Annotated in this window: 15 protein-coding genes and 2 tRNA genes; 16 read left to right on the top strand and 1 reads right to left on the bottom strand. The window is 55.8% G+C overall.

Annotation, left to right across the window (positions count from 1 at the left end; all coding sequences use genetic code 11):
• Positions 1–172 precede the first annotated feature (172 nt).
• The 16 genes from N2M06_RS05960 to N2M06_RS06035 all read left to right on the top strand — a co-directional run bounded on the left by N2M06_RS05960 (position 173) and on the right by N2M06_RS06035 (position 17,801).
• Complete coding sequence (locus tag N2M06_RS05960; protein WP_346351920.1) at positions 173–1,786, top strand: ABC transporter substrate-binding protein; 1,614 nt, start codon at positions 173–175, stop codon at positions 1,784–1,786.
• Between the two features lie 81 nt (positions 1,787–1,867).
• Positions 1,868–2,788 (top strand): oligopeptide ABC transporter permease OppB, encoded by a 921-nt coding sequence (gene oppB / locus N2M06_RS05965; RefSeq protein ID WP_019934063.1) that lies wholly within the window; start codon positions 1,868–1,870, stop codon positions 2,786–2,788.
• Between the two features lie 7 nt (positions 2,789–2,795).
• Positions 2,796–3,704, top strand: coding sequence for an oligopeptide ABC transporter permease OppC (gene oppC, locus N2M06_RS05970; protein WP_346351921.1), 909 nt, complete (start codon positions 2,796–2,798; stop codon positions 3,702–3,704).
• Positions 3,705–3,715: 11 nt separating this feature from the next.
• Positions 3,716–4,681, top strand: coding sequence for an oligopeptide ABC transporter ATP-binding protein OppD (gene oppD, locus N2M06_RS05975; protein WP_317074707.1), 966 nt, complete (start codon positions 3,716–3,718; stop codon positions 4,679–4,681).
• Positions 4,674–5,654: a murein tripeptide/oligopeptide ABC transporter ATP binding protein OppF gene (gene oppF, locus N2M06_RS05980; protein ID WP_019934060.1), complete on the top strand. Its 981-nt coding sequence runs from the start codon at positions 4,674–4,676 to the stop codon at positions 5,652–5,654. The genes oppD and oppF overlap by 8 nt, the downstream gene beginning before the upstream one ends.
• A 220-nt stretch (positions 5,655–5,874) precedes the next feature.
• Positions 5,875–7,185, top strand: coding sequence for a trigger factor (gene tig, locus N2M06_RS05985; protein WP_346351922.1), 1,311 nt, complete (start codon positions 5,875–5,877; stop codon positions 7,183–7,185).
• Between the two features lie 88 nt (positions 7,186–7,273).
• Positions 7,274–7,897 (top strand): ATP-dependent Clp endopeptidase proteolytic subunit ClpP, encoded by a 624-nt coding sequence (gene clpP, locus N2M06_RS05990; RefSeq protein WP_051089261.1) that lies wholly within the window; start codon positions 7,274–7,276, stop codon positions 7,895–7,897.
• A gap of 85 nt (positions 7,898–7,982) precedes the next feature.
• Positions 7,983–9,263 (top strand): ATP-dependent protease ATP-binding subunit ClpX, encoded by a 1,281-nt coding sequence (clpX, locus tag N2M06_RS05995; protein WP_019934057.1) that lies wholly within the window; start codon positions 7,983–7,985, stop codon positions 9,261–9,263.
• A 137-nt stretch (positions 9,264–9,400) separates the two neighbouring features.
• Positions 9,401–11,752: an endopeptidase La gene (gene lon, locus N2M06_RS06000; RefSeq protein WP_346351923.1), complete on the top strand. Its 2,352-nt coding sequence runs from the start codon at positions 9,401–9,403 to the stop codon at positions 11,750–11,752.
• A gap of 165 nt (positions 11,753–11,917) precedes the next feature.
• Complete coding sequence (locus tag N2M06_RS06005) at positions 11,918–12,190, top strand: HU family DNA-binding protein (protein WP_026344702.1); 273 nt, start codon at positions 11,918–11,920, stop codon at positions 12,188–12,190.
• Between the two features lie 113 nt (positions 12,191–12,303).
• Positions 12,304–14,202 (top strand): SurA N-terminal domain-containing protein, encoded by a 1,899-nt coding sequence (locus N2M06_RS06010; protein WP_317074704.1) that lies wholly within the window; start codon positions 12,304–12,306, stop codon positions 14,200–14,202.
• Between the two features lie 220 nt (positions 14,203–14,422).
• Positions 14,423–15,064 carry a UvrY/SirA/GacA family response regulator transcription factor gene (uvrY, locus tag N2M06_RS06015; RefSeq protein WP_026344701.1) on the top strand — a complete coding sequence of 214 codons (642 nt, stop codon included), beginning with the start codon at positions 14,423–14,425 and terminating at the stop codon, positions 15,062–15,064.
• A 4-nt stretch (positions 15,065–15,068) separates the two neighbouring features.
• Positions 15,069–16,898: an excinuclease ABC subunit UvrC gene (gene uvrC / locus N2M06_RS06020; RefSeq protein ID WP_317074703.1), complete on the top strand. Its 1,830-nt coding sequence runs from the start codon at positions 15,069–15,071 to the stop codon at positions 16,896–16,898.
• 47 nt (positions 16,899–16,945) lie between these two features.
• Complete coding sequence (gene pgsA, locus N2M06_RS06025) at positions 16,946–17,494, top strand: CDP-diacylglycerol--glycerol-3-phosphate 3-phosphatidyltransferase (RefSeq protein ID WP_026344700.1); 549 nt, start codon at positions 16,946–16,948, stop codon at positions 17,492–17,494.
• 123 nt (positions 17,495–17,617) lie between these two features.
• Positions 17,618–17,691: transfer RNA gene (locus N2M06_RS06030), tRNA-Cys, on the top strand.
• 23 nt (positions 17,692–17,714) lie between these two features.
• Positions 17,715–17,801, top strand: a tRNA-Leu gene (locus tag N2M06_RS06035).
• A 15-nt stretch (positions 17,802–17,816) separates the two neighbouring features.
• On the opposite strand, the gene N2M06_RS06040 is transcribed toward N2M06_RS06035, so the two are convergent.
• The gene (locus N2M06_RS06040) at positions 17,817–18,146 is read right to left on the bottom strand and encodes a hypothetical protein (protein WP_346351924.1); all 330 of its coding nucleotides are present in this window, start codon (positions 18,144–18,146) and stop codon (positions 17,817–17,819) included.
• Between the last annotated feature and the right edge of the window lie 179 nt (positions 18,147–18,325).

Raw genomic sequence — 18,325 nt, forward strand, 5'->3', positions numbered from 1 at the left:
GGCATGCTTCGGCATGCCTTTTTTGTTTACCTCTGGCTCTTATTCATTCTGGATATGGCCAGCATATTGGTGATGTAAACCAGTTGTTTCGTTTATTTTGGAATTTTGTCATGCTATAACCGAATTGAAATCAGGACCACTGAGCCTGTTGCGCTCACTCAAGGAGAGAATCATGACGCTGAAAACATCCCTGCTTGCCCTGTCGCTTGCCACCCTGCCGGCATTGCCTGCTTATGCTGCCGTTGTGCCCGAAGGCACTCAGCTTGCCGATATTCAGCAACTGGTACGAGGCAATGGCTCCGAGCCTGCATCCCTTGACCCGCATAAAGTGGAAGGCGTACCCGAGGCCAATGTACTGAGAGACCTGTTTGAAGCATTGGTCAATTCCGGCCCCAACGGCGAAGTGGTGCCCGGCGTAGCCGAGCGCTGGGAAACCGACGACAACCTGGTATATCTGTTCCATTTGCGCAAGGATGCCAGATGGTCCAACGGTGATGCCGTCACTGCCGCCGACTTTGAATATGCCTTCAAGCGGGCAGTGGATCCCAATACCGCGTCCCCCTATTCCTGGTATCTGGAAAAAGCCACCATTGTTAACGCCACTGAGGTGGTCAACGGCGACAAGCCCGCCAGTGAGCTGGGCGTAAAAGCCTTGGATGAGCACACGCTGCAAATCACCCTGGCCAGTCCGGTGCCTTATTTTGTGTCCATGCTGTCTCACACTTCCACCTATCCGGTGCACAGGGCCACAGTAGAAAAATACGGTGATGAATGGACCCGGGTGGGCAATATGGTATCCAACGGTGCCTACCAGCTGAAAAACTGGGTGGTGAACGAGCGCATAGAGCTGAAGCGCAACCCTCATTACTGGAATAACAACGCCACCGTGGTGGAAGAAGTCACCTTTTTGCCCATCGCGTCCCAGAACGCCGAAATGAACCGGTTTTTGTCCGGCGAGCTGGACATGACCTATGAAATTCCGCTGGAGCACTTCAAGCGGCTGCAGGCCAGCCACCCCGATGCTATTCGCGTGGGCGGCTATGTAGGCACTTACTACTATGTGTTCAATACCCAGAAACCGCCCTTTGATGATGCCCGGGTGCGCAATGCGCTGTCTTATGCCATCGACCGTGACATTATTGCCCATAAGGTAATGGGGCAGGGGGAAATTCCCGCCTACACCCTGGCCCCAGAGGTAGTCGACGGTTTTACCCCGCCGGCACTGGACTGGGCCGGCTGGAGCCAGCAACAACGGGATGAAAAAGCCCGTGAGCTGATCGAAGCCGCTGGCTACGGCAAGAGCAATCCGCTGCGCTTTGAATTGCTCTATAACACCAACGACAATCACCGCAAGGTGGCGGTGGCCATTGCTTCCATGTGGAAAAAGCATCTGGGGGTGGAAGTGGAGCTGGTTAATCAGGAGTGGAAAACCTACCTCGACACCAAAACTCAAGGGAACTTTGACGTGGCCCGGGCCGGCTGGATTGCCGACTATAACGAGGCGTCCAGCATGCTGGATCTGATGCAAAGCGGCCATGGCAATAACGACGGCAAATACAGCAGCCCCGCGTTCGACAAGCTAATGTCGGCCTCGCGCCTGGCCACTGATGAAAGCGCCCGCAACGATCTTTATGCTCAGGCCGAGGAAATTCTGGCGGTAGACATGCCCATAGCGCCGGTTTATCAGTATGTAAAAGCGCGGCTAGTGCAGCCCACAGTGGGTGGCTACCCTGATAACCCGCTGGATAACCTCTACAGCAAGGATATGTATATCAAGGCGAAGTAATCGCGCCCTGATGAATCAGGTTGGGACTCGTCCCAACTTACGTTTTCTTCATGCTGCTGGTGCTTCCCTAAAGGTTAACCCATGTTTAAATTCATCCTCAGGCGGGTGCTGGAAGCCATTCCCACCCTGCTGGTGCTGATCACCATCTCCTTTTTTATGATGCGTTTTGCGCCGGGCAACCCGTTCAGCTCGGAACGGGCCCTGCCGCCGGAAGTCATGGCCAATATCGAAGCCAAATACGGCCTCGACAAACCGGTGATGGAGCAGTACTTCACTTATCTGGGCAATCTGGCGCAGGGCGATCTGGGGCCGTCCTTTAAATACCGGGACTTTACCGTAAACGATCTGGTGGCACAGGCGCTGCCGGTATCGGCCCGCATTGGTCTGTTTGCCTTTGCCGGGGCCGTGCTATTTGGTGTGGCAGCCGGCATGACAGCGGCGCTCCGGCAAAACAGCTGGGTGGATTATATGGTGATGTCCGGTGCCATGCTGGGGGTGGTGATCCCTTCCTTTGTGCTGGCACCGCTGCTTATTCTGGCCTTTTCCATCGCGCTTAAGTGGCTGCCCGCGGGTGGCTGGCAGGGCGGTGGCTGGCAATATCTGGTGCTGCCGGTGACCGCCATGATGATGCACTACATAGCCGCCATTGCCCGCATTATGCGCGGTGCCATGATAGAAGTGATGAATGCGCCCTTTATTCGTACCGCCAGGGCAAAAGGGCTGCCCATGTCGCGCATTCTGCTGCGCCATGCCCTGCGGCCGGCGCTGCTGCCGGTGGTGTCCTATCTGGGGCCGGCCTTTGTAGGCATCATTACCGGCTCGGTAGTGATAGAAACCATCTTTGGTCTGCCCGGTATCGGTCAGCTGTTTGTTAACGGTGCCCTGAACCGGGACTACTCCATGGTGCTGGGACTCACCATTCTGGTGGGGGCGCTTACCATCACCTTTAATGCGGTGGTCGATATTCTTTACGCCCTGATCGATCCCAAAATCCGTTACTGAGGTATTCATGGTTACCACCAAGGATAAAACCGCGGCCGTGCTCCAGTTTGCCGATGAGCTGGAGGTCAAGGGCCGCTCGCTGTGGGCCGATGCCCGCCGTCGCTTTTTGCAAAACCGGGCGGCGCTGGCCAGCCTGCTTATGCTATTGCTGATGACGGTACTGGTGATCGCCGGACCTGCTTTTTCCGATTACGCCTATGACGACACCGACTGGGGGGCCATGATGGCGGCCCCTGAGCTGGCCAGTGGTCACTATTTCGGGACCGACTCCCTGGGGCGGGATTTATTTGTGCGTACCCTGGTGGGCGGGCGCATCTCGCTGATGGTGGGCCTGCTCGGTGCCCTGGTGGCAGTGGTGATCGGCACCCTTTACGGGGCCACCGCCGGCTTTGTGGGCGGGCGCACCGACAGGGTGATGATGCGCATACTGGAAATTCTGTACTCCTTTCCCTTTATGTTCTTTGTGATCCTGCTGGTGACCTTTTTTGGCCGTAATATCGGGCTTATTTTCTTTGCCATTGGTGCGGTCAGCTGGCTCGATATGGCGCGGATTGTGCGCGGCCAGACCCTGAGCCTGAAACGCCGGGAGTTTATCGAGGCCGCCGAAGTGTGCGGCGTGAGCCGGTTTCGCATTATTGTGCGCCATATCGTGCCCAACGTGCTGGGCATAGTGGTGGTCTACGCCACCCTGCTGGTGCCGGGCATGATTTTGTTTGAGTCGTTTCTCAGCTTTCTGGGGCTGGGAGTACAGGAGCCCATGACCAGCTGGGGGGCTCTGCTGGATGAAGGCGCCAAGTCGATGGAAGTGGCCCCCTGGCAGCTGCTGTTCCCTGCCGGTTTTATGGTGGTGACCCTGTTTTGTTTTAACTTTCTGGGGGATGGCCTGCGTGATGCCCTGGATCCCCGCGACCGCTGACGGAGGCTGGTATGGAACTGCTTAATGTCGATGCTCTGAGGGTGGAGTTTGCTACTCCGGAAGGGCAGGTGGTCGCGGTCAATGATCTGAGTTTTTCACTCAACGCCGGCGAGACCCTGGGAATTGTAGGGGAATCGGGCTCAGGCAAAAGTCAGACTGCCTTTGCCATTATGGGGTTGCTGGCCAAAAACGGCCGCACCAGTGGCAGCCTGCGCTATCAGGGCAAAGAGTTGCTGGGGTTGTCTCAGCGGGCACTGAACCGCATTCGCGCCGAAGAAATTGCCATGATTTTTCAGGACCCCATGACCTCGCTCAATCCCTACATGAAAGTGGGCGAGCAGCTGATGGAAGTGCTGGTGCTGCACAAGGGGATAAGCCGGCAGCAGGCTTTTAACGAGTCGGTGCGCATGCTGGAGGCGGTAAAAATACCCGAAGCGCGGGATCGCATGGGCCGTTATCCTCATGAGTTTTCCGGCGGTATGCGCCAGCGGGTGATGATTGCCATGGCACTCTTGTGCCGGCCAAAACTGCTGATTGCCGATGAACCCACCACGGCGCTGGACGTGACGGTGCAGGCCCAGATTATGAGTCTGCTCAATGAGCTGAAAACCGAGTTCAACACCGCCATTATTCTGATTACTCACGACCTGGGCGTGGTGGCGGGCAGTTGTGATCGAGTACTGGTGATGTATGCGGGTCGCACCATGGAAACCGGAGCGGTGCGGGAGCTCTTTTATCAGCCGGAGCACCCTTACACTCAGGGGCTGCTGCAGGCCATTCCCCGGCTGGATGGTAATAGTGAGACATTGCATACCATTGCCGGCAATCCACCCAACCTGCTGCGGCTGCCGCCAGGCTGCCCGTTTCAGCAGCGTTGCCCCCATGTGTTTGCACGCTGCCGTGAGCAGACACCGCCCCTGGTCAATACCGCCGCCGGCCGCCGCTGCGCCTGTTTTCTGGAGGTGAGCCATGACTGAGCCCTTGCTGCAAGTGAATGATCTGAAGGTGCACTTTGCCGTGCGTGCCAACAAATCCTGGCCCTGGCAGGCACCACAGCAATTAAAAGCGGTGGACAGCGTCAGCCTGGAGGTGGCTCCCGGCGAAACCTTAGGGATAGTGGGAGAGTCGGGCTGTGGCAAGTCCACTCTGGCCCGGGCCATTATTGGTCTGGTGCACAGCACAGGCGGCAGTGTGAGCTGGCTGGGGCGGGAGCTGAACGGTATGTCTGACAGTCAGTGGCGTGAAGTGCGCCGGGACATGCAGATGATCTTTCAGGATCCGCTGGCCTCGCTTAATCCGCGCATGACGGTGGGCGACATTATTGCCGAGCCGCTGAATACCTATTATCCCAAACTTGGCAAGGCCGAAGTGCGCCAGCGAGTAGAAGCCATGATGGCGCGGGTGGGGCTGCTGCCCAACCTGATTAACCGCTATCCCCATGAGTTTTCCGGCGGCCAGTGTCAGCGCATTGGCATTGCCCGGGCGCTGATATTAAAGCCCAAACTGATTATCTGTGACGAGCCGGTTTCGGCACTGGATGTGTCGGTGCAGGCCCAGGTCATTAATCTGCTGAAAGATCTGCAGCGGGAAATGGGGCTGGCGCTGATCTTTATTGCTCACGATCTGTCGGTGGTGCGCCATATCTCGACCAGAGTGCTGGTGATGTATCTGGGCCATGGCGTTGAGCTGGCCGACAAGCACGCCCTTTATAAGGCTCCAAAGCATCCTTATACGCAGGCACTGCTCAGCGCCGTGCCGGTGCCGGATCCCGATGCAGAAAGGGCCAAGTCGGTACCGTTGCTGGAAGGGGAATTGCCCTCACCACTCAGTCCGCCGTCGGGTTGTGTGTTCCGCACCCGTTGTCCGCTGGCAGATGAAGCATGCGGGCAGTCCATGCCTCGCCTGATGGGAGCGGCCGAACACAAGGTGGCCTGTTTTAAGGCGACTTGATGGTAAAAAACATGCAAACGCCTTGAAAAGCACCATTTTAGCCCCATATTCCTTGGCCAGGGAGCGTTTTCGTTACTCGACGCTGGCAAACAGCACCGTTATAATGCCGCGTCTGTTTTTAGCGAAGACCGAGTCTTCATCAGGATCCAAGGAGCAGCCCGGGCTGTTTCACATATCACAGGGTCAGCACCGCTGTGCTGAAGAACATTGAGGTAAAAGAATGCAAGTTTCTGTAGAGACGACCCAGGGCCTGGAGCGCCGCCTGACCATTACTGTTCCCGCCGATCAGGTAAGCGGTGAAGTGAACAGCCGTCTGCGTCAGCTGGCCAAAACCCGTCGTATTGACGGCTTCCGTCCCGGTAAAGCCCCGCTGACCGTTATCAAGAAAATGTTTGGTCCGTCCGTTGAAGCCGACGTGGCCGGCGAGCTGATGCAGCGCAACTTCTTTGAAGCCGTAATGAGCGAAAAGCTCAACCCGGCGGGCATGCCCACCATGGAGCCGACGCCGATCAAGACCGGCGAAGACTTCACCTTTACCGCTACCTTTGAAGTGTATCCGGAAGTGGAAGTAAAAGGTCTGGACGCCGTAGCCGTTGAGAAGCCGCAGGCCGAAGTGACCGATGCCGATCTGGACAATATGATCGACACCCTGCGCAAGCAGCACGCCGACTGGACCGAAGCCGACCGCGCCGCCGAAGACGGCGACCGCGTGACCATGAACTTCGTGGGCTCTGTAGACGGTGAAGAGTTTGAAGGCGGCAAGGCCGATGACTTCGTGCTGGTACTGGGCTCCGGCCGCATGATCCCGGGCTTTGAAGACGGTCTGCTGGGCAAGAAAGCCGGCGACGAGTTCACCATTGAAGTGACCTTCCCCGAGGAATATCACGCCGAAAACCTGAAAGGCAAGCCGGCCAGCTTCGCCATCACCCTGACCAAGGTAGAAGCCCAGCAGCTGCCCGAACTGACCGAAGAGTTCGTGAAGCGCTTTGGCATTGCCGACGGCAGCGTTGACGGCCTGAAAGCCGAAGTACGCAAAAACATGGAGCGCGAACTGGCTCAGGCCCTGAAAGCGTCCGTGAAAGAGCAGGTGATTGACGGTCTGCTGGAGCAGAACCAGGTAGAAGTGCCCCAGTCTCTGATCAACAGTGAAGTAGACACGCTGCGCAAGCAGGCCATGCAGCGGTTTGGTGGTCTGGACGCAAAAAATGCGCCTGAGCTGCCTGCTGAACTGTTCAAGGATCAGGCCGAGCGTCGCGTGCGCGTGGGTCTGGTGCTGGGCGAGCTGATCAAGACCAATGAGATCAAGGCTGACGACGCCAAGGTACAGGAAATCATCACCTCCATGGCGTCTGCCTATGAAGATCCGTCTGAAGTGGTGGCTTACTACAACGACAACCCCCAGCTGCTGGAAAACGTGCGCAGCCTGGCGGTAGAAGATCAGGCTATCGAGTTTGTGCTGTCTCAGGCCAAGGTGACCGACAAGCAGGTTTCCTTTGACGAAGTGATGAACAAGCCGGGTATGGGCGCTTAAGATCATTTGACTTAAGCATCAAGCTCTTGCGTATAATGGCCCCAGTGTAAGTGCACTCGGGCCATTTTGTTTTAGGGACACAAATTTTATGTCGAACAACCAGAATCCGATGACGGACGGCCCTCTGGCCGCCCTGATCCCCATGGTGGTGGAGCAGACAGCCAAGGGTGAGCGTTCCTACGATATTTACTCGCGGCTGCTGAAGGAGCGGGTGATATTTCTGACCGGTCAGGTTGAAGATCACATGGCCAACCTGATCTGCGCCCAGCTGCTGTTTCTGGAATCAGAAAATCCGGAAAAAGACATTTATCTGTATATCAATTCTCCGGGTGGCTCCGTGACTGCGGGCATGTCCATCTACGATACCATGCAGTTTATCAAGCCTAACGTCAGCACTGTGTGCATGGGACAGGCCTGCTCCATGGGAGCGTTTTTGCTGGCCGGCGGTGCACCGGGCAAGCGCTTTGCCCTGCCCAACAGCCGGGTGATGATTCACCAGCCCCTGGGTGGCTTTCAGGGGCAGGCGTCGGACATTCAGATCCACGCCAAGGAAATTCTCTATATCAAGGAAAAGCTCAACCGGCTGCTGGCCGAGCATACCGGCCAGGATCTGTCGGTGGTCGAGCGCGATACCGACCGCGACAACTTTATGTCAGCGGAACAGGCCAAAGAATACGGCCTGGTTGACGAGGTGCTTCTCAAGCGCGACTGAGCAAAGCGGGGCGGGGTGCTGTACACTGTGCAGTAGAGGCCCGAACAGGGTGACACCCCGCGCTGCATCCACACGAGGTGACTGAATGACAGACAAACGCAAGGGCGAAGGGGACGGCGGCAAATTGCTGTACTGTTCCTTTTGCGGTAAAAGCCAACATGAAGTGCGCAAGCTGATCGCCGGCCCTTCCGTCTATATATGTGACGAATGTGTCGAACTGTGCGAAGACATCATTCGGGAAGAGATCAAGGATATTTCACCCAAGCGTGAGGGCGATGCCCTGCCCACGCCTCATGAAATCCGTGCTCATCTGGACGATTATGTCATTGGTCAGGATCATGCCAAAAAAGTGCTGGCGGTAGCGGTATACAACCACTACAAGCGGCTGCGCAATGCCACCGGTGCCGACGGCGTTGAACTGGGCAAGTCCAACATTCTGCTGATTGGTCCTACCGGCTCGGGCAAAACCCTGCTGGCGGAAACCCTGGCCCGTCTGCTGGACGTGCCCTTTACCATGGCCGATGCCACCACCCTGACCGAAGCCGGTTATGTGGGCGAAGATGTCGAGAACATTATTCAGAAGCTGCTGCAAAAGTGCGACTACGATGTGGAAAAAGCCCAGCGTGGCATTGTTTACATCGATGAAATCGACAAGATCTCCCGTAAGTCCGATAACCCGTCCATTACCCGGGACGTGTCGGGCGAGGGCGTGCAGCAGGCATTGCTGAAACTGATTGAAGGCACGGTAGCCTCTGTGCCGCCCCAGGGCGGACGCAAGCATCCGCAGCAGGAATTTTTGCAGGTAGATACTTCCAAAATCCTGTTTGTGTGTGGTGGTGCTTTTGCCGGTCTCGACAAGGTCATTGAGCAGCGCATGGACAAGGGCACCGGCATTGGTTTTGGTGCTGAGGTGAAATCCCGGGATCAGAAATCCAGCCTGAGTGATATCTTCACCCGGGTAGAGCCGGAAGATCTGGTGAAGTATGGCCTGATCCCCGAGTTCATCGGGCGTCTGCCGGTGGTGGCAACCCTCACCGAGCTGGACGAAGAGGCTTTGGTGCAGATCCTGTCTGAGCCTAAAAACGCCCTTACCAAGCAGTATGGTGCCTTGTTCTCTCTGGAGGATGTCGAGCTTGAGTTTCGTGACGACGCCCTGCGTGCGATTGCCCGTAAGGCCATGGAACGCAAGACCGGGGCACGGGGCCTGCGCTCCATTGTAGAGGCTGTACTGCTCGACACCATGTATGATTTGCCGTCCATGGACGACGTTTCCAAGGTGGTGATTGACGAAACCGTGATCAAAGGTGAGTCTGATCCCATTCTCATTTATGAGAAAGGCGACAGCCAGGCTGCTTCCGGCGACTGAATGCGGCTTTTTTGAGCTGAAAAAGGGGCTTTTTGCCCCTTTTTTCGTTTTTGCGGGTGTTGTGATTGAATCTTGCGATCCTGCCCCCATATACTCATCCAAGCGCTAATACTTTGCATTCAAGCCGAGAGGACATTATGACCCTAGAGCGTTCCGAACGCATCGAAACTCCCGTCCTGCCTCTCCGTGACGTGGTGGTTTACCCTCATATGGTGATCCCGCTGTTCGTAGGACGGGAAAAATCCATTCGCTGCCTGGAAGCAGCCATGGAGCAGGACAAGAAGGTACTGCTGGTTGCCCAGAAAGATGCGTCCACCGACGATCCGGGTGCGGATGATGTCTATCAGGTGGGCACTGTGGCCAACGTACTGCAAATGCTCAAGCTGCCCGATGGTACCGTCAAGGTACTGGTAGAAGGGGCCCAGCGGGCTCAGCTCGAGCAGCTGCGGGAAGAAGACGGCTACTTTGTGGCTGAAGCCCAGTATCTGGCCACCCAGGCTCTGGACGAGCGCGAGCAGGAAGTGCTGGTGCGCTCTGCCATCACCCAGTTTGAAGGCTACATCAAGCTTAACAAGAAAATTCCGCCCGAGGTGCTGACCTCGCTGTCGGCCATTGAAGATGCTGCCCGTCTGGCGGACACCATGGCTGCCCACATGCCGCTGAAGCTGGAAGACAAGCAGAAGGTACTGGAAATTGTTGAGGTCAGTGAACGCCTCGAGTACCTGATGGCAATGATGGAGTCGGAGATGGATCTGCTGCAGGTGGAGCGCCGCATTCGCGCCCGCGTGAAAAAGCAGATGGAAAAGAGCCAGCGTGAGTATTACCTGAATGAGCAGATGAAGGCCATTCAGAAAGAGCTGGGCGAGCTGGATGATGTGCCCGACGAATTTGAAGCGCTGCAGCAGAAAATTGAAGACGCCGGCATGACCGACGAGGCCAAGCAAAAGGCCGAGGCCGAGCTTGCCAAGCTGAAAATGATGTCACCCATGTCGGCAGAAGCCACGGTTGTGCGTGGTTATATCGACTGGATGGTGTCGGTACCCTGGAAGAAAAAGTCCAAGGTGAAAAAAGACCTGGCCAAGGCCGAGGAAGTGCTCGACGCGGATCACTATGGCCTGGAAAAGGTCAAAGAGCGCATTATTGAATATCTGGCGGTACAGAGCCGGACCAACAAGATTAAAGGCCCCATTTTGTGCCTGGTGGGTCCGCCCGGTGTGGGTAAAACCTCGCTGGGGCAGTCCATTGCCAAATCCACCGGTCGTAAATATGTGCGCATGGCGCTGGGCGGCGTGCGTGACGAGGCGGAAATCCGCGGTCACCGCCGTACCTATATCGGCTCCATGCCCGGCAAGCTGATTCAGAAAATGGCCAAGGTGGGCGTGCGCAACCCGCTGTTCCTGCTTGACGAAATCGACAAAATGTCGTCGGACATGCGTGGTGACCCGTCTTCCGCCCTCCTGGAGGTACTGGATCCGGAGCAGAATCACAGCTTTAACGATCATTATCTGGAAGTGGATTATGACCTTTCCGATGTGATGTTTGTGGCCACCTCCAACTCCATGAACATACCCGGGCCGCTGCTGGACCGAATGGAAGTGATTCGGCTGTCCGGCTACACCGAAGACGAAAAGCTCAATATTGCCAAACGACATTTGCTGTCCAAGCAAATCAGCCGAAATGGCCTGAAAGAAAATGAGCTGGTAGTGGAAGATTCTGCCATTATCGGCATTATTCGCTACTATACCCGGGAAGCCGGGGTGCGTAGTCTGGAGCGGGAAATTTCCAAGCTGTGCCGCAAGGCGGTGAAGGAAATTCTGCTTAATAAAGATATCAAACAGGTCGTGATTAATGGTGACAACCTGAAAAATTATCTGGGCGTTATTCGCTTTGACTATGGCAAGGCAGAAGAAAGCAATCAGATAGGTCAGGTAACCGGACTGGCCTGGACCGAAGTGGGTGGCGACCTGCTGACCATTGAAGTGGCCAACGTGCCGGGCAAGGGCAAGCTGTCTTATACCGGCTCCCTGGGCGATGTGATGCAGGAGTCCATTCAGGCGGCCCTGACGGTGGTACGCTCCCGCGCCGAAAAGTGGCGCATTAACGCCGACTTTTACGAGAAGCGGGATATTCATGTGCACGTGCCCGAAGGTGCCACGCCCAAAGATGGCCCCAGTGCCGGCATTGCCATGTGTACCGCTCTGGTGTCCAGCCTCACCGGCAACCCGGTGCGCGCCGATGTGGCCATGACCGGCGAGATAACCCTGCGCGGCGAAGTGCTGCCCATTGGTGGCCTTAAGGAAAAACTGCTGGCGGCCCACCGTGGTGGCATCAAGCGGGTGGTGATCCCGGCAGAAAATGAGCGTGACCTGGAAGAAATTCCCGATAACGTCAAAGGCGATCTGGACATTTATCCGGTGCGCTGGGTGGAGGAAGTGCTGGAACTGGCCCTGGAACAGCCGCCGGAAGGCTTTACCGTGGCATCTGCCTGAGGTTTTTCGCTCTCGGCTGCGGTTTGAGGCTTGTCAGTAGCCGAGAGTCGCAGTAGCCTTGGAAAGCTTGTGATGACAGGGTCGGGATGAAGCCCTGTCATCAGACTCAAATAACAGGGTTGTGTCATCCGACCAACGCCAAATATAAAATGAAGGGGAATGACCGTGAATAAATCTCAACTGATTGACAGAATCGCCGATGGCGCCGACATCACCAAGGCGTCTGCCGGCCGTGCACTGGATGCTTTCGTGGAAGCGATCACCGAAACTCTGAAAGATGGTGAGTCTGTCTCTCTGGTTGGCTTTGGTACTTTTGAAGTGCGTGAGCGCGCCGCCCGTACCGGCCGCAACCCGCAAACCGGTGCCACCATTCAGATTGCCGCGGCCAAAACACCTGCATTCAAAGCCGGAAAGGCCCTGAAAGACGCCGTTAACTGATATCAGCACGCCGGCAATACTGCCGGCCACACTGACTCCGAACAAGGCGCATCCGGTGGTGCGCTTTTTTTTCGGTACTGGCGGCCTGCCGCCATCGGGAGCAATAACAACTTATGTTTTTTGACAAACTGCGAGAAGGTGCTCAGGGCACTACCTCCAAGATCATTCTGGGTGCCATCATACTGTCTTTTGCCCTGGCGGGGGTGGGCAGCTATGTGACTCAGCCTGCCAGACAGATAGCGGCTGTGGTTAACGGCGATGAGATTTCTGCTCAGGCACTGGAAAATGCCTACAGCAACGAGCGCGCTCGTTTGCAGAGTCAGCTGGGCGAGCAGTTCAGCCAGCTGCTGGCCGATCCTGCCTATGTGGCGCAAATTCGCCGCTCTGTGCTGGAGCAGTTGATTGAGCAGCGCCTGATTGACCAGAAAATTGATGATTTGCAGCTGCGTGCCAGCGATGAGCAGGTGCGCAATGCCATTCGCTCTTTGCCCGAGTTTCAGGTAGACGGCCAGTTTGACAACGAGCGTTATCTGCAGCTGCTAAGCCGTAATAATCTGAGCCCGGAGCAGCTGCGTGACAGCATTCGCCAGGATCTGAACCGCCAGATGTTATTGAATGCGGTGGTAGGCTCTGCCTTTTCGCTGGAAAGCGAAGCCGGTCTGCTGGACCGTCTGACTCACCAGCAGCGCAGCGCTACCCTGGTCCGTTTACCGCTTGAGCAATTCGAGGCCAGTGCTGCCGTCAGTGAAGAAGAAGCAAAAGCCTGGTATGAGGCTCACCCAGAGCGTTTTCAGCGTCCTGAGCAAGTGAAGCTGAACTATGTGCTGCTGGATGCAGGCACAGTGACGGCGGCGGATATTGACGAGCAGGCGATTGAAGATTATTACGCTGCTAACCAGGCCAGTTACACTCAGCCGGAGCAGCGCCGCGTGGCCCATATCATGGTCAATAAAGGTGATGATGCCGCTGAAAAAATCGACGGCATCCTGTCCCGCCTGAACGCCGGTGAAGACTTTGCCGAGCTGGCTGAAACCGAGTCTGATGACACTTTTACCGGTGAAAAAGGCGGCGAGCTGGACTGGATGGAAGCGGGCACTCTGGATCCGGCCTTTGATAATGCCGCTTTTGCTCTGGCAGAAACAGGCGATGTTTCCGGTGTGGTAGAAACCGACTTTGGCCTGCACATTATCAAGCTGCTTGAAGTTCGCCCGGCTCAGGTAAAACCCCTGGACGAAGTGCGAAACAGCATTGCCGAGCGTTTGGCTCAGGAGCAGGCTGGTGACGACTTCTATCAGCGTGAGCAGCGTCTGGCGGAGCTGGCCTTTGAATTCCCCGACTCGCTGGATATTGCGGCTGAAGAACTGGGCCTGACCATAGCGTCTACCGACTTTGTGGCTGCCGGCGAGCTGCCGGAACAGCTGAATGACACCCGGGTGATCAACAAAGCCTTTTCTGTTGAGCTGCGTGAGCAGCGTATGAACTCCGACATTATTGAGCTGGATACCAATCAGGCGGTCGTTATTCGAGTGCTTGACTACCGGCCGGCAGCGGTGCGTGACTTTGCAGAAGTGAAAGCCGAGGCCACCGAGCTTGCGTTGCAGGACAAGGCCGGCGAACTGGCGCAGCAGGCGGCAGCCGAGCTGGAGCAGGCCTGGCGTGAAGGCAGTGCCGACAACTGGCTGAGTGAGCGTGAGCTGAACAGCACCCGGCTTGAGCAGGTTACCCGTGAGAGCGCCCAGGATCCGGCACTGCTCAATGCCCTGTTTGCCATGCCGGCACCTGATGAAGAGCCCAGCCTGAGCACAGTGTCTCTGGTTGGCGGTGACATTGCGGTGCTGCGTCTGGACGAGGTAAATACGCCTGAAACCCCTTCTGACGAGCTGGCACTGGTGCGCCAGGGACAGAGCAGGGTACAAGGACAGCGTGACTACCTGAGCCTTATCAATGCCCTCAAAGCGGCAGCCGACATTGAGTATCGCCAGCTGGACAGCGAAGACGACAGTTTCTTCTGAGCCGGCCAATATCCATGACTAAAAACAGACGCTTCGGCGTCTGTTTTTGTTTTTACTGCGGCCATACTTTATTTGCTTTGTGAGCCGGTGAGTTGCCAAGTTCGCGCCGATTTGATACTTAAGATATTCCAGCAGGCCAATGCCTGCGTTTTTTCGTTATAATGCGAAGCATAGCCAATTGATATATGCTAAGCAGGCCACAAGCAGTCGGAGAACAGCTTTGATAAACGTATTCCTGGTTGATGACCATGAGTTAGTGCGCACAGGGATCCGACGCATTTTAGAAGACGTCAAGGGAATGAAGGTGACCGGCGAGGCCAAAAGTGGCGAAGAAGCCGTGCAGTGGTGTCGCGAGCATCATCCTGACGTGATTTTAATGGACATGAATATGCCCGGTATTGGCGGCCTGGAAGCCACCCGCAAAATTCTGCGTTTTAATCCGGACATCAAAATCATTGTTCTGACCATTCACACTGAAAACCCGTTCCCCACCAAGGTCATGCAGGCAGGTGCCGCCGGCTATCTGACCAAGGGTGCCGGGCCGGAAGAAATGATCAATGCCATTCGGCTGGTGAACAGCGGCCAGCGTTATTTGTCACCGGAAATTGCCCAGCGCATGGCCCTGAGTCAGTTCTCCAATGAGGAAAACCCGTTCAAGGAACTGTCGGAGCGGGAGCTGCAGATCATGCTGATGATCACCCGCGGCCAGCGAGTAACGGATATTTCCGAGCAGTTGAACCTGAGCCCCAAAACCGTGAACAGCTATCGTTACCGGTTGTTCAGTAAACTTAATATTAATGGTGATGTGGAGCTGACCCACCTGGCCATTCGCTACGGTATGCTCGACGCCGAGAAAATCTAGGTTTATGAGTCAGCCCTTTGATGCCAAAGCCTTTCTTAAGGTAGTCACTGATCAGCCCGGTGTTTACATCATGTATGACGCCGGCGGTGTGGTGATCTATGTGGGCAAGGCCAAAAACCTGAAAAAGCGGCTGTCATCCTATTTTCGCACCAATGTGAGTGGCGAGAAAACCCGTGCTCTGGTACGCCAGATTTGTGATGTGCAGGTGACGGTGACCCACACCGAAACCGAAGCGCTGATCCTTGAGCACAACCTGATCAAGCAGTATCTGCCCAAATACAATGTGCTGCTGCGCGACGACAAGTCTTACCCCTATATTCTGATCTCCGATCATGCCCATCCGCGCATCAGCATTCATCGCGGTGCCCGCAAGAAGCGCGGCGAATACTTTGGCCCTTATCCTAACGGTGCTGCCGTACGGGAAAGCCTGCATCTGATGCAAAAGCTGTTTCCGGTGCGCCAGTGTGAAGACACCATGTATGCCAATCGCAGCCGGCCCTGTCTGCTTTATCAGCTCAAGCGCTGTGCCGGCCCCTGTGTAACAGGGCTGGTGAGTGATGAAGAATATGCCCATCAGGTGCAGCTGGCCCGGTTATTTTTGCAGGGCAAGAACCAGCAGGTACTGACGGATCTGGCCGACAGTATGGAGCAGGCCAGCGGTGAGCTGCGTTTTGAAGATGCGGCCCGCTTTCGCGATCAGCTGCAGGCGCTGCGCCGGGTGCAGGAGCAGCAGTTTGTCAGTGGCAATGTGCTTGACGATCTCGATGTCATTGGCCTTGCCGTGGAGCGTAGCCAGGCCTGTGTGCAGGTGCTGTTTATTCGTCAGGGCAAGGTGCTGGGCGGGCGCAGTTATTTTCCGCGCATGGCCCCGGATACCGACGCCGAGGAAATCCTGCAAAGCTTTGTGTTGCAGTTTTATCTTTCCGGCATTAACGGCCGGGAAGCACCGTCAGAAGTACTGCTGGACCGCACTTTGCCCGATGAAACCGTGCTCAGCGATACCCTGACTCAGCACTATGGCCGCCGGGTGCGTTTGCGCAGTGCCGTGCGCAGTGAACGGGCCCGCTTTGTCAAGCTGGCCTGCACCAATGCAGAGACGGCCCTGGCCAGCCGGCTGGCTCACCGCAGCACTCAGCGTCAGCGTCTGGCGCAGCTGCAGGACGTGCTGGCCATGCCCGATATTGCCCGCATGGAGTGTTTCGATATCTCTCATACCATGGGTGAAAAAACCGTGGCGTCCTGTGTAGTATTTGACAAAGACGGCCCGTGCAAAAGCGATTATCGCCGCTTTAACATTACCGGCATTACGCCCGGCGATGACTATGCCGCCATGGAGCAGGCCCTGTATAAACGCTTTGACGGGGCGGATCCCGACACGCTGCCCGATGTGCTCTTTATTGACGGCGGCCTGGGCCAGCTCAGCAAGGCAGAAAGTGTGATGGCTGATGTCCTGGCCGACAGCCCCAGAAAGCCGGTACTGATTGGGGTTGCCAAGGGCGTTACCCGCAAGCCCGGGCTGGAAACCCTGATCATGGGGCAGACGCATGAAGAGCGGCATTTGCCGGCCGACTTGCCGGCGCTGCACCTTATTCAGCATATTCGGGATGAATCTCACCGCTTTGCCATTACCGGTCACCGTGCCCAGCGGGGCAAGGCCAGAGTCACCAGCAGCCTGGAAACCATTCCCGGTATAGGGGCCAAACGCCGGCAGGCACTACTGAAATACATGGGTGGTTTGCAGGAAGTAAAACGGGCCAGTGTGGAAGAGCTGGCCAAAGTGCCCGGCATCAGCAAAGCACTGGCAGAAAAGATACACGATGCGTTGCATCACTGAGTCTCATCATGCACCATGTAGCTGCATCTCCCTTGGTTTGAATAACAATGATAAATGTCCCTAATTCTCTGACGTTCTTTCGCATTTTGCTGATCCCCATCTTCATTGTGCTGTTTTATCTGCCCGTTGAGTGGGGATACTTCTGGGCAGCAGTGGTGTTTACCGTGGCTGCCGCGACCGACTGGCTGGACGGCTTTCTGGCCCGCCAGCTCAAGCAAAGCACGCCTTTTGGTGCCTTTCTCGACCCGGTTGCCGACAAGGTAATGGTAGCGGCTGCCCTGGTGCTGATAGTGGATGACTACAGCAGTATTCTGGTAACCATTCCGGCCATGCTGATGATCAGCCGCGAGATTATTATCTCGGCGCTGAGGGAGTGGATGGCTGGCATTGGTGAACGCTCACGGGTGGCGGTAAGCTGGATTGGCAAATGGAAAACGACCATTCAGATGCTGGCACTGATTGGCCTTATCTGGCAACAGAGCATTTATATGGTGTGGGCCAGCTATGTGCTGCTGTATGTGGCCACCGGTCTGACTCTGTTCTCTGCCTATGATTACTTTAAAGCTGCCTGGAACGACCTGACCCGCAGCGAGTAGCGACGAATTGCCGGTAAAACCGCATTTGCGCATAAAAAGTATGCGAACAGCTGCAAAAAGTGTAAAACCAGTTGACTGGGCGGCAGCGAGCATTAAAATGCTGCCCATATCAAAGACATGCATGGCGCGTTAGCAAAGTGGTTATGCAGCGGATTGCAAATCCGTTTAGTCCGGTTCGATTCCGGAACGCGCCTCCATATTCTATCTCGAAAACGTCTACGCCCGGGTGGTGAAATCGGTAGACACAAGGGATTTAAAATCCCTCGCTCGTAAGGGCGTGCCGGTTCAAGTCCGGCTCCGGGCACCATTATAAATCAAGCACTTAGCAACGATTTAAGCACTTTCCCCCAGATTTCAAACTGCACCAAGTTGCATTAAATGGCAGCAAAGTGGCAGCAGAATTTTTCCAGCAATTTTCTTTTCGTGTCTTTTCAGCTTCATAACTTGATTGAAGTTGATTGAAATTTTTCTGTGATGCGAGTTTGGTCTGAACCTCTTTCTGTGACTGACATTGCAGCAAAAACTGATTTTGCTCTGCATTAATTACCATTTTCTTTTTCTCCACGTAAACGGCGCGAACGTCAGGCGGTGAGCGGGTTTGCTGATCCTGCCGGTGATCTGCCAGCGCTCTAATTCCTTCATTTTCGTGCAATTTCCTTCATTGGTTGCAGATCCTCAGATCCCCCGCAGATCCCTGTAACAGCGAGGGTTGGCGGTTGGTTTTGCACACCCGCAGAATTTCATAATTTTTATGACGCAAAGCGCGAAGGCGGGCGCGGAGGAGCGCGGTTTCCGTGGGGTGAGCGCGTGCGTGGACGGTTTACGTGGCGG

Source organism: Oceanimonas sp. AH20CE76, assembly GCF_039654065.1.
In the GTDB taxonomy this organism is placed as follows: domain Bacteria; phylum Pseudomonadota; class Gammaproteobacteria; order Enterobacterales; family Aeromonadaceae; genus Oceanimonas; species Oceanimonas smirnovii.

Coding starts and splice junctions, on each gene's coding strand:
- oppF (WP_019934060.1), top strand. CDS start 4,674: ATGACTGAGCCCTTGCTGCAAGTGAATGATCTGAAGGTGCACTTTGCC.
- pgsA (WP_026344700.1), top strand. CDS start 16,946: ATGATAAATGTCCCTAATTCTCTGACGTTCTTTCGCATTTTGCTGATC.
- oppC (WP_346351921.1), top strand. CDS start 2,796: ATGGTTACCACCAAGGATAAAACCGCGGCCGTGCTCCAGTTTGCCGAT.
- oppD (WP_317074707.1), top strand. CDS start 3,716: ATGGAACTGCTTAATGTCGATGCTCTGAGGGTGGAGTTTGCTACTCCG.
- clpX (WP_019934057.1), top strand. CDS start 7,983: ATGACAGACAAACGCAAGGGCGAAGGGGACGGCGGCAAATTGCTGTAC.
- oppB (WP_019934063.1), top strand. CDS start 1,868: ATGTTTAAATTCATCCTCAGGCGGGTGCTGGAAGCCATTCCCACCCTG.
- N2M06_RS06010 (WP_317074704.1), top strand. CDS start 12,304: ATGTTTTTTGACAAACTGCGAGAAGGTGCTCAGGGCACTACCTCCAAG.
- N2M06_RS05960 (WP_346351920.1), top strand. CDS start 173: ATGACGCTGAAAACATCCCTGCTTGCCCTGTCGCTTGCCACCCTGCCG.
- tig (WP_346351922.1), top strand. CDS start 5,875: ATGCAAGTTTCTGTAGAGACGACCCAGGGCCTGGAGCGCCGCCTGACC.
- clpP (WP_051089261.1), top strand. CDS start 7,274: ATGTCGAACAACCAGAATCCGATGACGGACGGCCCTCTGGCCGCCCTG.
- lon (WP_346351923.1), top strand. CDS start 9,401: ATGACCCTAGAGCGTTCCGAACGCATCGAAACTCCCGTCCTGCCTCTC.
- uvrC (WP_317074703.1), top strand. CDS start 15,069: ATGAGTCAGCCCTTTGATGCCAAAGCCTTTCTTAAGGTAGTCACTGAT.